We start from the raw sequence: 13067 nt of genomic DNA, 5'->3' as shown, positions 1-13067 counted from the left end.
TGCCCTTCAGGCTGCCGCGTGCAGCGCCTGCAGCAGTGCCTGCCCCGGCGCGCTGTGGAACCATGCCGGATGCCCCAGCATGAAGGGCTGCCAGGCCACATCCGCGTTCGCGGTCGAACCGGTGATGCCTTCGAAGTACTCCACTTCGGACAGTGCGAAGTCGAAATGGACCATCGGCAGCAGGTCGGCCAGCAGGTGCACGCGTGCCGCCGGCAGCGGCAGCACCTGGCGGTAGCCGTCGAGCAACGCCAGCGCGATATCGATGCGCACCGCCTGCGTGCCGCGCTCCAGTTCCAGCCACGCCACCGCATTGCGCTCGATCGCGGTGGCGAGGTCGAACAGTGCGCTGGTGGGCGAGGCCAGGCCGAAATCCAGCACGGTACCGACCTGCCCATCGCGCCACAGCAGGTTGGAAACGTGCCAGTCGTTGTGCGCCCACAGCCGTGGCTCGTCGCGCAGGCGCTGGGCCAGGCCGGCATGCCATGGCAGCACGTCACGCTGCAGCTGCACTTCCCACGGAATGCGCGCCAGATAGCGGGCCAGCCCGGGGCGCTCATGCAGCCCTGCCTTGATGGCCGCGATCGGATCGTCGGCGCGGATCAGATCGTCGCGCGCGACCAGCACATGGGTGCTGCGCTGGGGCGCGTGATAGCTGGCCGAGGCACGGTGCAGTTGTGCGAGTGCGCGCCCGGCTTCGCGGGCCTGCGCAACATCGGTCAGCAGCGACCACGACACCGCGTCGCGGTACAGGTCGTCGCCCACGCCGACATCGTGCAGTTCAAACGTCCATTCGCCGTGTTCGACCGCGGTGTGGCCATCAACCGCCGGCAGCACCTGCACCACCGGCGCGCCGGCGGCGGCGAGATGGGCGATGAAGCGGTGTTCTTCTTCCAGGCAGGCCGCGCTGCGCACGCTGTGGTGGTGGCGCTTGATGAACACCGCACCGTCCACGCCGTCGACGATGGCGGCGGCCGACAGCGGCCGTGGGCTGTGCCAGCGCGGTTGGCTGTGCCCGCCCAGCTGCGGGTAACGCGTACTCAGCCACGCGATGTCCGCCGCGCTGATCGGTGGCCAGTCGGCAGCGACCTCGTCGTTGTTGAGGCCCTGCACGCGATGGGAGGAAGACGTCATGCCGCAGCCCCGGTTGGGAGAGTCACATCCAAGGCTGCGCATTCAACGCCATGCACGCGGCCAACGCAAACGGGCGGGTCATCGACCCGCCCGCCCGTGCATCGGCATGGAGGATGCCGCCCTGCTTACCAGCCGCGATGGCGACCGCGGTCGTGGTAGTAGCGGTTGTCGTAGTAACGCTCGCGCTGCCAGCGGCGGTCGTCGCCACGGTCATAGTAGCCGCTGCGGTAATAGCCACGATCGTACCGGCGGTCGTAACGGTCGTTGTAGTAGCGGTTGTCGTAATAGCGACGGTCGCGACGATCGGAGGTGGTCAGGTTGCCGATCGCACCGCCGGCCACGGCACCGCCGACGGTGGCGGCGGGATCACCGTTGGAGAGCAGGTTGCCGGCCACGCCACCGACCACGGCGCCGACCAGGGTGCGCTTGTCCTTCCTCGACATCGCGCTGGCATCGCTGACCACGGCCACACCGGCCACCAGTGCCAGAGCCATCGCCAGACCACGGAAGCTGAGTGCGGAAGTACTGAGCATGTTCGTTCTCCTGTGAGGTGCATGCCACGCTGGGCAGGGAGGGCGCGGGGCGCCCCGGCTGCCGTGGTGTCCACGCTGGCGTTCCAACATTGCCGGAACATTGCCTGGTCCACCGTGCGGCTTGCGCATTCATCTAGCGGCAGGCGGCATGAAGCAAGGCTGAAAGCGGCCCCGGCCGCTCAGCTGGCAGAAAGGGAAAAGGCCACGCCGGCGTGGCCCTCCCTTCTCTGCCAAGGCGCTGCGGGCTTAAACGCCCATCGCCTTCTGTGCCTGCCGGGCCTGCTCCTGCTGGGCGTCCTGCTGCGGGTGCAGCACGTTCGGCGCACCCTGCACCGCGCCGCTGCTGAGCGCCAGGCTCTGTTCGCTGGCCGCCCGCGTCTCCACCGCGACGCGGCTGGCCGCCGGGTCACCGATCGTGCCCTGCACGGCGAACAGACGCTCGCCGTTCGGGCTGGGAACCACCGAGTCGATACGCTGCAGGCCGGCAGCATGCGCCTCCTTGGTCAGGGCTGCGGCGGCGCTTTCCAGCGCGTGGCGATCCTTGAAGGTGCCTGCCGGCATCAGCTCCAGACCCTTGCTGGCCTGGATGAACAACGGATTGCGCGGATGCCGTTCGTCGTTGAGCAACGGCCGTTCGCGTGCGTCCTTGATTGCTTCCAGGGTCTTCGCCCCGACAATGCCGTCGGCCACCAGGCCGTTGTCCTTCTGCAGCTGGCGCACCGCCGCGTCGGTGTTGCGGCCGAAGCGGCCATCCTCGACCAGCGGCTTGCCGTCGGCACCGACGTAGCCGAGGTGGCCCAGCTGCTCCTGCACCTTGCGCACGCCTTCGCTGTGCGCACCCTGCTTGTACAGTTCGGCGTGCGGGGTGGCAGCGGCCTTGTGCTCGGCCGCTGGCTTGCCCTGGGTCTGCTCGTGCGACTGGGTGCGGTTTTCCAGCAGGTCGCGCGCCTTGGACAGCGGATCGGAGGCGTACAGCTTCCAGTTCGGGTGGTCCTTCACCTGCTTGAGGTAGTCCTCCACCGGCATGGTGTGCACGCCCTTGCTGCCGGTGGACTGGCTGATCAGCAGTTTGTCGGTGTTGGGGTCGCGCACCACCATCACGATGTGGTCGATGCCGTTCCAGTGCTCGTGGCGGGTCCTGGCCGTATCCAGGCCGATGATCATGCCTTCCTTCAGCGCATCGGGCTTCAGGACCGCGTCGCGGTCCAGCAGCACGCCGGACTGGTCGAACGCCTTGCGCACGATGCCGCCGGAACCCAGGTTGCCCAGGTCGATGCGGTCGGCCTTGCTGAACACCGCGTGCCCGGCCTTCTGGTTGATCTCGTCCATGGTCCGGTTCTGCAGCGTGCCGACCCAGCCGGAGCAATCGATGTAACCCTGCTCCACGTTCTTGCCGGTCTTGCCCGGCACGTACAGCGCGTGACCCGGGATGTTGATGGCGTACTTCACGTGGTCGTACTTCAGGCCTGCGTCGTAGGCGGCCTGCAGTTCAATGCCCGGCTTCGGCGCGGCGGCCGCCGTTGCGGTTGCCGCCAGCGTGGCTGCGCCCGCCGCCACAGCTGCGCTGGCCTGTGCAGGCGCTGCCGGGGACTGGCCCTGGCCCTGCGCCACCGTCTGCGGGGCAATGTTCTTTTCCGGGATGCTGATCGCCGCGTACTTGTGGATGTAGTAGCTGGAGAACGTCCGCGCCAGGTCGCCATCGTTCATGCCGCGCATCTCGGCCAGCGTGTGGCCGGTCAGCGCCTTGGCATCGGAACCGATCTGGTTGAGCACGTTGCGGCGCATGTTGATCTCTTCGCCATGGCCGTTGCGCACCACGCCGAAGGTGCCGGTGGCGATGGCCGTCTGCACCGAGCCATAGCCGGCGCTGCCCTGCTGGTGGGCCAGGTACAGATCCAGGCCGGTTGGCGTCGCTCCGCCGGACAGGTACGGCTGGCCCGTGCGTTCGTTGCGGCGCGCCATCGAGTCCAGGTTGTCCTGGTACATCTGCGCGGCCGCTTCGGTGTTGCGGGTGGGGTCGAACTCGTGGCCGGTCAGGTGGTACTGGCGCGCGGAACCGGGCACGAACTGGAACAGGCCCTTGGCACCGGACGAGGTGTTGTGGGCGCGCTCGTTGAAGCTGCCGCCGGTCTCGATGTGCGCGAAGCGCATGAAGTCATCGACCGGGATGCCCTTGTGCCGGGCAACCTGCTCGACGATGTCCAGGACTTCCTTTCTGCTGTAGTCATGCTGTGCCATGACGTTTTCCTCGGGGTTGATGGAGCGGCGCATGCCGCGAATCGCCAACCGGACTCATCCGTGAGTCAAGAACATGTCGGTCAACAGGTAACCCGCGCGTGGCGGGTGCTATCAGGGCGCGACGTACTGCTGGGTCGCGCTGTCGAAGGTGTAGTGCACGGCGTCGCCGGCACCCAGAGCGCGGGTCTTGCCGGGGGCTTCGATGGTGGTGCCCTTGAAGGTCACGGTCAGTCGCGGCAGGCCGTTGCCGTCGGCAACGAAGGCCAGTTCGCCATCGCTGTCGGTGCAGGGCATCACGTTGCCTTCGTCGCAGGCCGCGCTGTTGTCCTCACCGGTGCGCACCGAGCCGACATAGCGCCACACCTTGCTGTCCACGTCGTCTTCGCTGCGCTTGGGGTTGAACAGCAGCAGCGCATAGCCGGTGCTGCTGATGCCACGGTCGAAGCTGCTGGTCGGCACCGCCAGCAGCAGGCGGCCGTCGGTGGTGCGATGTTCAAGCGGCTTGCGCCGGGTATCGACATCGTCGGCCTTGTCGTACGCGCCCAGTGCGCCGATGGTCCATTCCTGGCCACGGAACTTCCATGGCTTCCTGGCGTCGGTGCCGGCCAGCACGAAGGTGGCCTCGGCGAGGTTGGCGCGGTCATCCGGACCGGCCGGCGTCTGCTCGCCCGGCTTGCCGTAGTGCTCGCGGGTATCCCAGGAGAAACCTGTGTAGTACGTGGTGCCATCAAGAGTGAAGGTGTGGCCGAACCAGAAGGTCGCCACGCTGCCGTTCTGGACCTCGTAGGAGGTCGCGCCATCGCCGTCCACCTGGTAGGTGAAATACATCACGGTCGGCGCGTCGGGCGGGATGACGGCGGCATCGGGGGTGGGGGTCTGCATCGGGGCAACATCCTGTCGGGGCGCATTGGCAGCCTGCGCAGGGGCGCCAGGCTGGGAGGACGAGGGGGCCGGATCGGCGGCGCTGCAGGCGGCAGCGGAAAGAGAGACGAGCAGGCACGCCGCGAATGCGCGCAGGGGCCGCAACGGCAGGGTCCAACGTAGCTCAGGGGGGTGATGCATGCGCCTCTCCATGGTCAGCGTTGCCGGGCCAGACGGCCGGCAGGAAACCGCACCCCATCCACCAGGGACGGGAGCGAGGACATGAGCCGGTCGATTCCTTCGACCTCGCATTGAGAACTCATGCCGGGCCATCTTGGCACAGATCCGCAGCACATCAAAGAGGGCGGTGGCTGGCCCCGGCGTGTGAGCCGGCTCTCAGATCCTGCCGTCACGCAGGTAGTCGAACAGTTCGGCGTCGCCTTTCAGGCCCAGCTTGAGCATGGCGTCACCCTTCTGCCGGCTGATGGTGCTGACGCTCTTGTGCAGCTGCAGCGAGATTTCCTTCACCGTCATGCCGGTGCCAAGCAGCCGCAGCACCTCCACCTCGCGCGGCGACAGCGGCTTGCCGTCGCCCTCGCGCATGCGCCAGCTGCCGGCGGTCTCGACCCGCTCGCGCAGGCTGCGGCTGATATAGGGCTGGCCACGATAGACCGCCTGGATGGCCTGCGGCAGTTCGTCCATCGACGAGCTCTTGTCGACCAGGCCGAGCACGCCGCTGTCGAGCACCATGCGCAGGATGGCCAGGTTGTTGGAGACGCTGAGCATCAATACCGGCAGGTCGGGATGGCGGCGGCGGATCATGCCGATCATGGCGAAACCGTCGGCCTGGGGGCTGCCGGGCATGGAGTAGTCGGTGACCAGCAGGTCGCAGGGCTGGCTGCCAAGCAGGGCCATCAGCGCCTGTGCACTGTCGGCTTCGCCGACCACGCGGCCTACCCCGCTCGATTCGATGACGGCGCGGGTACCGATACGGACCACCGGGTGGTCGTCTGCGATGATGATGCGCAAGCTCATGCTCTAGTATGGCCACCGGGCTGGCTGGGCCGCGACCATCGCGGTCCCTGGCAGGATTCTAGGAGATCGTCGCCGATGCGTAGCCAGGCTGTTCGCGGACTGGTCCTGCTGCTGGCCCTGCTGGCGCTGCCGGCAGCGTTGGCGCAGGCCGTTCCTGGCCTCCTGCCGCTCAGTCCCCTGCAGCGCGAGTACCTGGCCACCCATCCGAGCATCGTCGTGGGGCAGTATGACAGCGGCTGGCCACCATTCGAGTCACTCCGTGATGGCCAGCAGGTAGGTCTGGGCCCGGATTATCTGTCGCTTCTTGCCCGTCAGTTGGGTGTGAAGGTCGAGGCCCGTCGTTTTCCGGATTGGACCTCCGTGCTGGATGCGGCATGTCGTGGCGAGATCGATGTGGTGATGAATGTCGGTCTGAGTGCCGACCGCACCCGCTGCATGGTCTATACCGCCGCCTATGGCGAGGCACCGCTGGCTCTGGTGGGCCGCCCCGACGACCTGCGTGCCTCGGACAATCCCGATCTGGATGGACTGCGGGTGGTGATCGAGCAGGACTTCCTGACCGGCCCGCAGGTGCGCGCGCGTTTTCCGCAGGCCCGTCAGCTTGTCGCAAACAGCTCGTTGGCGGCACTCGAGATGGTCAGAGACGACAAAGCTGATGTCTATATCGGCAATGCCTATGTCGCCACCGAACTGATCGCCACCCAGCGCCTGCAGGGCGTGGTGTTGCTGCGGCCGAGCGATCTGCCTCCCGAACGCCTGCACTTCGGTGTACCCAACAGCAAGCAGCCATTGGCCGAAGCGCTGGACCTCGCGCTGACGGCAACCAGCCAGTCGCAACGGGACGCGCTGGCACAACGCTGGCTGCCGCCGCCGCAATGGTCGGCATCAGCGCAGCTGGCGCTGAGCCGGGCAGAGAAGCGGGTGCTGGAACAGCCGTTGAAGATCGGTTTCGCACCGAACGCGGCGCCGCTGTCGTTTACCGACGAGCAGGGCAAGCCCAGCGGCCTGGCCAGTGAGTACCTGCGCCGTCTGATGCAGGCCGGCGCCAACCTGCAGCCGGAGAGCAGCCACGACTGGTATGAGCTGCGTGAGAAGGCCCGCCGTGGCGAGCTGCAGGCGGTGATGGGAATCCCGGCCGATTCGCGCTACCTGGGGCCGGACTGGGTGTTCAGCCAGCCCTTCATCAGTGTGCCGAACGTGATCGTCAGCCGCGTCGACAGCCCAGCCCTGCTGGGCATGTCGGACCTGCAGGGCAAGCGCGTGCTGCTGTCCGATCCCGAGCGTGTGCGGGGCTACGTGCTGCAGCAGGCACCGCAGGCCCGGATCATGGCGGCACGCAGTGCGGAACAGGCGATGCAGCGACTGCTTGATGGCGAGGCCGATGCCTACGTGGGCAATCTGGCGCTGGTCGACTACCTGCTGCGCAGTCGTTTCCCCGGCCGCCTGCAGGTCGCTGCACCGGCAGGCTTCAATGATCAGCTGGTGCTGGCGGTGGAGCGGCGGCATGCCGCACTGGCGACCACCTTCGACCGCCTGCTGCTGCAGATGACGCCGCGCAAGCATGAGGCGCTGCGTGGCGACTGGCTGGCGGTGGAGTATCGCACTGGCGTTGACTGGAAAAGCGCATTGCACTGGGGCCTGCCACTGGCGCTGGTACTGCTGACCGCGTTGTTGGTGCATGGCATCGGTTACTGGCGCCTGCGCCGCGAAGTGACCGGCCGGCGTCATCTGGAACAGCGACTGGCCGAGGTCACCGACAACCTGCCTGCGGTGGTCTACCAGGCACGCCGCAGCGCTGATGGCGTGCTCAGTTTTCCGTTCATCGCCGGTGATCTGCAGGCGTTGTTCGGGATCAGCCGGCAGCAGGCCGAGCAGGATGCCAGCATGCTGCTGGAACGCATTGAAGAAGACGATCGCGCGCACATCCTGCAGGCCGTCGAACAGGCCGCGCGCCAGTTCGCGCCGCTGATCCTCGAGTTCCGCCTGCGCGCCGGGGGCGAAGGCGCGCGCTGGGTGCGCAGCCAGGCCCATCCGTATGCCGCCGAAGCCGGTGCGGTGACCTGGAGTGGCTACTGGGTGGATGTAAGCGAGGCGCGTGCACAGGCCGACGCCCTGGTCACGGCCAAGGCCGAGGCCGAGCAGGCGGCGGAAGCGAAGTCGCGCTTCCTGGCGACCATGAGCCATGAAATCCGCACGCCGATGAGTGGCGTGCTGGGCATGCTGGAAGTGCTGGCGCATTCGCCGCTGGACACCGAACAGCAGCGCATCCTTGGGGTGATCGAGGACTCGGCGCAGATGCTGCGGCAGATCCTGGACGACATCCTCGACTACTCACGGCTGGAGGCTGGCGCACTGCGCCTGGAGCCGGTGCCGCAGCCACTGCGGCCGTTGCTGGAGAGCGTGTGCCGCCTGCTCTCCGCACAGGCCAGTGCACGTGGGTTGGCGCTGCACGTGCAGATCGACCCGCAGCTGGCGCCGGCCCACGAAGTGGATGGCGTACGCCTGCGCCAGATCGTGTTCAACCTGCTCAGCAACGCCATCAAGTTCACCGCGCAGGGCGAGGTTCGCCTGCAGCTGGAGGTGCTGGGGCCGACCAGCGAGGAGGGGGCTCAGCCGCTGTGCCTGAGTGTCACCGATACCGGCATCGGCATTGCACCGGAACAGCTGCAGCACCTGTTCGCGCCGTTCACCCAGGCCGGTGCCTACATCCAGCGAGACCACGGCGGCACCGGGCTGGGCTTGAGCATCTGCCAGCGTCTGGTGCAGATGATGGACGGCGAGCTGGTGTTGCACAGTACGCTGGGCGAGGGCACCCGCGCCGAGGTGCGGCTGTCGCTGGTGGAGGCCGGCAGTGGCGATGTCGAAGCCCTGGTGGCCGAGCAGGATCAGATGGCGCTGCTGCCTGCGCCGCTGCGCGAGGCACGGGTGCTGGTGATCGAGGACCACCCGACCAACCAGGCGATGATGGCCTGGCGCCTGCAGCAGCTGGGCGTGCCGCACGTGATGGTCGGTGACGGCCAGCAGGGACTGGATCGGCTGTCGTCGGAGAGCTTCGATCTGGTGATCACTGACTGCCGGATGCCGGTGCTGGATGGTTTTGGCTTCACCCGGCTGCTGCGCGAACGCGAAGGCCGCAATGGCCAGCCGCGGCTGACCGTGCTGGCACTGACCGCCAGCGTGCTGGATGACGATGCACGTCGCTGCCGTGAGGCGGGCATGGATGAGGTGCTGGCCAAGCCGCTGTCACTGGCAACGTTGCGCGCCGCGCTGCTGCGCTGGTTGCCACAGGCGCAGGGCCAGTCGTTCGAGGTGCCGGTGGTCGAGGTGGCGGCCGACGATGGCGATACGCTGCCTGATCTGGCGGCCCTGCAGCAGCGCTTCGGCTCGCGCGCGGTGGCCGAGCAGCTGCGTGACAGCCTGCTGCAGGCCAGCGAAGGCGATCTGGCGGCCGTACAGCGCGCCGTGCAGGCCGGTGACCGCGAGACTGCCGCGCTGCACCTGCATCGGCAGGCCGGCGGACTGGGCGCGGTGGGGGCGACGGTGCTGGCCGGGCAGGCCAATGCACTGGTCGAGCGCCTGCAGGATGCGATGGAAACCGATGTGGCGTCGCTGTTCGCGGCAGTGGCGGCCTTCGTGGCGCGGCTGCAGCAACAGCTGCAGCGCCTGGCTCACTGAGCCGGCTGCTGCTGCAGGTAGGCGATCACCAGCGCGCGGCGTTCGGCGCTGGGGAAGGCGTTGTACATGCGCGTGCCGGGCACCATGTGGGTGGGCGACTGCAGGAACGCATCCAGCGTCTGCGCGGTCCAGGTGATGTCGGCGCGGCGCATGCCATCGGAGTAGCCGTAGTCGGGCAGGCTGCCGGCGCGACGACCGATCACGCCGTGCAGGTTCGGCCCGAAGCGGTGGATGCCCCCGGGTTGCACGGTGTGGCAGCCGGCGCACAGTTCGAACGCGCGCTGCATGGCTTGCTGCCGGGCCTGTTCCGGCGTGGCGGGCGCAGCAGGCGGGCGCTGGCAGGCCGTGGCGAGCAGGGACACGGCAATGGCGATGAGCAGGCGGTCGGCGCGCATGGGCGGCAGGATAGCGGTGCGGTCGAGCAGCCGGGCTGCGACACGCCGTCGCAGCCCGGAGCAATCACATGCCCGAATAGTTCGGGCCGCCGCCGCCCTGCGGGGTCACCCAGACGATGTTCTGGGTGGGGTCCTTGATGTCGCAGGTCTTGCAGTGCACGCAGTTCTGCGCGTTGATCTGCAGCCGCGCGCTGTCGGCTTCGCCGACGAACTCGTACACGCCGGCCGGGCAGTAGCGCGCTTCCGGACCGGCGTACTCGGCCAGGTTCACCTTCACCGGAATGCTCGGATCCTTCAGCGTCAGGTGGCTGGGCTGGTTCTCGTCGTGGTTGGTGCTGCTCAGGAACACCGAGCTGAGACGATCGAAGGTCAGCACGCCATCGGGCTTGGGGTAGGCGATGCGGGTGTGCTTGGACGCGGGTTCCAGGCAGACATGATCCGGCTGGGTGCGGTGCAGCGTCCACGGCGGATTGCGCACGCCCAGCTTGGGCAGCAGCCACTGCTCCACGCCGGTCATCAGGGTTGCCACGGTCTGGCCCTTCTTGAACCACTGCTTGAAGTTCTTGGCCTGCTGCAGTTCGGTGAACAGCCAGCTGGCTTCGAAGGCCTTCGGGTAGGCGCTCAGTTCATCGTGCTGGCGATCAGCAGCCAGCGCGTCGAACGCGGCGTCGGCGCACAGCATGCCGGTCTTGATCGCAGCGTGGCTGCCCTTGATGCGGCTGGCGTTGAGGTAGCCGGCCTCGCAGCCGACCAGGGCGCCACCGGGGAACACCGTCTTCGGCAACGACAGCAGGCCACCGGCGGTGATCGCACGCGCGCCGTAACCGATGCGGGTGCCACCCTCCAGATGCTTGCGGATGGAGGGATGGGTCTTGAAGCGCTGGAATTCCTCGAACGGGCTCAGCCAGGGATTCCTGTAGTCCAGGCCGACCACGTAGCCGATGGCGACCTTGCCGCCGTCGGCGTGGTAGAGGAACGCGCCGCCATAGGTGTCGCTGTCCAGCGGCCAGCCGGCGGCGTGCACCACCAGGCCCGGCTCATGCTTGGCCGGGTCGATCTGCCACAGTTCCTTGATGCCGATGCCGTAGGCCTGCGGGTCCTTGCCTTCGTCCAGCGCGTAGCGGGCGATCAGCTGGCGGCCGAGGTGCCCGCGCGCGCCTTCGGCGAAGATCGTGTACCTGGCCTGCAGTGCCATGCCGCGCTCGAAGGCCGGGCCGATGCTGCCGTCCTTCTCGATGCCCATGTCGCCGGTGGCCACGCCGATCACTTCACCGTTGTCGCCGAACAGCACTTCGGCGGCGGCGAAGCCGGGGAAGATCGCCACCTCGAGCGCCTCGGCCTGCTGCGCCAGCCAGCGGGTCACTTCACCCAGGCTGATGATGTAGTTGCCTTCGTTGTGGAAGCACTCCGGCAGCAGCGCGTTGGGCGTGCTGCGCGCGCCGGTTTCGCTGAGGAACAGGAATTCGTCGCGGGTGACCTTCTGCTTCAGCGGTGCGCCGCGCTCGGCCCAGTCCGGGAACAGTTCGGTCAGTGCGCGCGGGTCCATCACCGCGCCGGACAGGACGTGCGCACCCGGCTCGGAGCCCTTTTCCAGTACGCAGACCGACAGTTCACGGCCGGCTTCGATCGCGCGCTGGCGCAGGCGGATCGCGGTGGCCAGGCCGGCGGGGCCGGCACCGACGATGACCACGTCGAATTCCATGACTTCACGCGGGGGCAGGGCGTTGGCTTCAGCACTCATCGATTGCATGACTCGTGGGTAGTGCCGGCATCGGGGCCACCGGCGGTGCCTGGGAATCGCGCGTGCGGCCACGGGCGAAACGGTTGTTTGAATGTGTCAGGGTACCGGGCCGCGCGTGATCGAGCTAGATCGCCGATGTTCACACCCGGATTGCTGCGATGCAGCGTAGGGCCGCGGCTCTGGTGGGTGCCGACCTTGGTCGGCACGCTCTGTCCGGATGACCGACAATGCTCGGGTCCTGACTGCGCGTGAGTGCCATGGCTTTGCATCCGTACGATCTGTTCGATGTCCGTTCCCTGCTCAACGAGGAAGAGCGCGCGGTGCAGGAGAGCGTCGCCCGCTTCACCAACGAGCGCGTGCTGCCGATCATCGGCGATGCCTTCGACCAGGCCCGCTTCCCCGATGAACTGGTGCCGGAGATCGCGTCACTGGGCCTGCTCGGTGCGACCCTGCCGACCGAGTACGGCGGCGGTGGCCTCGGCGCAGTCAGCTACGGCCTGATCTGCCAGGAGCTGGAGCGCGGCGATTCGGGCCTGCGCAGTTTCGTCTCGGTGCAGAGCTCGCTGTGCATGTACCCGATCCACGCCTATGGCAGCGAGGAACAGCGCCAGCAGTGGCTGCCGGCAATGGCGCGCGGCGAGCTGATCGGCTGCTTCGGCCTGACCGAGGCGCATGGTGGTTCCGATCCGGCCAGCATGAAGACCCGCGCGGTGCGCGACGGCAGCGACTGGCGCATCACCGGCAGCAAGATGTGGATCACCAGCGGCCCGGTGGCCGACCTGGCCATCGTCTGGGCACAGACCGAGGACGGCATCCAGGGCTTCGTGCTGGAAAAGGGCATGGCCGGTTTCACCACCCAGGAAATCAAGCACAAGATGAGCCTGCGCGCGTCGCTGACCGGTGCGCTGTTCTTCGATGACGTGCGCGTGCCGGACAGTCATCGCCTGCCGAACGTAAAGGGCCTGAAGGGCCCGCTGGGCTGCCTGACCCAGGCCCGCTATGGCATCAGCTGGGGGCCGATCGGTGCGGCCATCGCCTGCCTGGATGAAGCGCTGGGCTATGCCAAGGAGCGCGTGCTGTTCGGCCGCCCGCTGGCGGCCACGCAGAGCGCGCAGATCAAGCTGGCCGAAATGGCCCGCCGCATCACCACCGCGCAGCTGCTGGCGCTGCAGCTGGGGCGCTTGAAGGAAGCCGGGCAGCTGCAGCCGCAGCAGGTCAGCCTGGCCAAGTGGAACAACTGCCGCATGGCCATCGACATCGCCCGCGAGTGTCGCGACCTGCTGGGCGGGGCCGGCATCACCACCGAACACGTGGCGATCCGGCATGCACTGAACCTGGAATCGGTGATCACCTATGAAGGCACCGAGACCGTGCACCAGCTGGTGATCGGCCGCGAACTGACCGGCATCAACGCGTTCTGAGTGCACCGGTTGTGCCAGCCGCTGGCCGGCATTGCCG

General features: G+C 67.7%; 9 protein-coding genes. 2 read left to right on the top strand and 7 right to left on the bottom strand.

The genetic code is table 11. The features are described 5' to 3' along the window. Positions 1–6: 6 nt before the first annotated feature. From HLA98_RS15105 to HLA98_RS15085, 5 genes are all read right to left on the bottom strand, one after another. Complete coding sequence (locus HLA98_RS15105; protein WP_057501304.1) at positions 7–1131, bottom strand: phosphotransferase enzyme family protein; 1125 nt, start codon at positions 1129–1131, stop codon at positions 7–9. A 125-nt stretch (positions 1132–1256) separates the two neighbouring features. Continuing rightward, complete coding sequence (locus tag HLA98_RS15100) at positions 1257–1664, bottom strand: glycine zipper 2TM domain-containing protein (protein ID WP_049446151.1); 408 nt, start codon at positions 1662–1664, stop codon at positions 1257–1259. Positions 1665–1910: 246 nt separating this feature from the next. Further along, entirely contained in the window at positions 1911–3902 is a 1992-nt protein-coding gene (locus HLA98_RS15095; protein ID WP_057501344.1) for a peptidoglycan-binding protein, read from the bottom strand. Positions 3903–4013: 111 nt separating this feature from the next. Further along, positions 4014–4784, bottom strand: coding sequence for a hypothetical protein (locus tag HLA98_RS15090; protein ID WP_129550594.1), 771 nt, complete (start codon positions 4782–4784; stop codon positions 4014–4016). A gap of 375 nt (positions 4785–5159) precedes the next feature. Beyond that, positions 5160–5798 carry a response regulator gene (locus HLA98_RS15085; RefSeq protein WP_049446154.1) on the bottom strand — a complete coding sequence of 213 codons (639 nt, stop codon included), beginning with the start codon at positions 5796–5798 and terminating at the stop codon, positions 5160–5162. Between the two features lie 75 nt (positions 5799–5873). Here HLA98_RS15085 and HLA98_RS15080 point away from each other — a divergent pair, with 75 nt between their 5' ends. Next, complete coding sequence (locus HLA98_RS15080) at positions 5874–9473, top strand: ATP-binding protein (protein WP_057501022.1); 3600 nt, start codon at positions 5874–5876, stop codon at positions 9471–9473. On the opposite strand, the gene HLA98_RS15075 is transcribed toward HLA98_RS15080, so the two are convergent. Beyond that, a complete protein-coding gene (locus tag HLA98_RS15075; protein WP_057501021.1) occupies positions 9467–9868 on the bottom strand; it encodes a c-type cytochrome in 402 nt (133 codons plus the stop codon). The genes HLA98_RS15080 and HLA98_RS15075 overlap by 7 nt on opposite strands. A gap of 64 nt (positions 9869–9932) precedes the next feature. Beyond that, positions 9933–11609: an electron transfer flavoprotein-ubiquinone oxidoreductase gene (locus HLA98_RS15070; protein ID WP_057501020.1), complete on the bottom strand. Its 1677-nt coding sequence runs from the start codon at positions 11607–11609 to the stop codon at positions 9933–9935. A gap of 257 nt (positions 11610–11866) precedes the next feature. On the opposite strand from HLA98_RS15070, the gene HLA98_RS15065 reads away from it, so the two are divergent. Continuing rightward, entirely contained in the window at positions 11867–13030 is a 1164-nt protein-coding gene (locus HLA98_RS15065) for an acyl-CoA dehydrogenase family protein (RefSeq protein ID WP_057501019.1), read from the top strand. The last annotated feature ends 37 nt before the right edge of the window (positions 13031–13067 follow it).

This window comes from Stenotrophomonas africana (assembly GCF_013004645.1).
GTDB classification, from domain to species: domain Bacteria; phylum Pseudomonadota; class Gammaproteobacteria; order Xanthomonadales; family Xanthomonadaceae; genus Stenotrophomonas; species Stenotrophomonas africana.
Note: the sequence above shows the minus strand (reverse complement) of the source record. Positions and strands in the feature narration are given on the sequence as shown.

Coding starts and splice junctions, on each gene's coding strand:
- HLA98_RS15075 (WP_057501021.1), bottom strand. CDS start 9,868: ATGCGCGCCGACCGCCTGCTCATCGCCATTGCCGTGTCCCTGCTCGCC.
- HLA98_RS15085 (WP_049446154.1), bottom strand. CDS start 5,798: ATGAGCTTGCGCATCATCATCGCAGACGACCACCCGGTGGTCCGTATC.
- HLA98_RS15065 (WP_057501019.1), top strand. CDS start 11,867: ATGGCTTTGCATCCGTACGATCTGTTCGATGTCCGTTCCCTGCTCAAC.
- HLA98_RS15100 (WP_049446151.1), bottom strand. CDS start 1,664: ATGCTCAGTACTTCCGCACTCAGCTTCCGTGGTCTGGCGATGGCTCTG.
- HLA98_RS15105 (WP_057501304.1), bottom strand. CDS start 1,131: ATGACGTCTTCCTCCCATCGCGTGCAGGGCCTCAACAACGACGAGGTC.
- HLA98_RS15090 (WP_129550594.1), bottom strand. CDS start 4,784: ATGCAGACCCCCACCCCCGATGCCGCCGTCATCCCGCCCGACGCGCCG.
- HLA98_RS15095 (WP_057501344.1), bottom strand. CDS start 3,902: ATGGCACAGCATGACTACAGCAGAAAGGAAGTCCTGGACATCGTCGAG.
- HLA98_RS15070 (WP_057501020.1), bottom strand. CDS start 11,609: ATGAGTGCTGAAGCCAACGCCCTGCCCCCGCGTGAAGTCATGGAATTC.
- HLA98_RS15080 (WP_057501022.1), top strand. CDS start 5,874: ATGCGTAGCCAGGCTGTTCGCGGACTGGTCCTGCTGCTGGCCCTGCTG.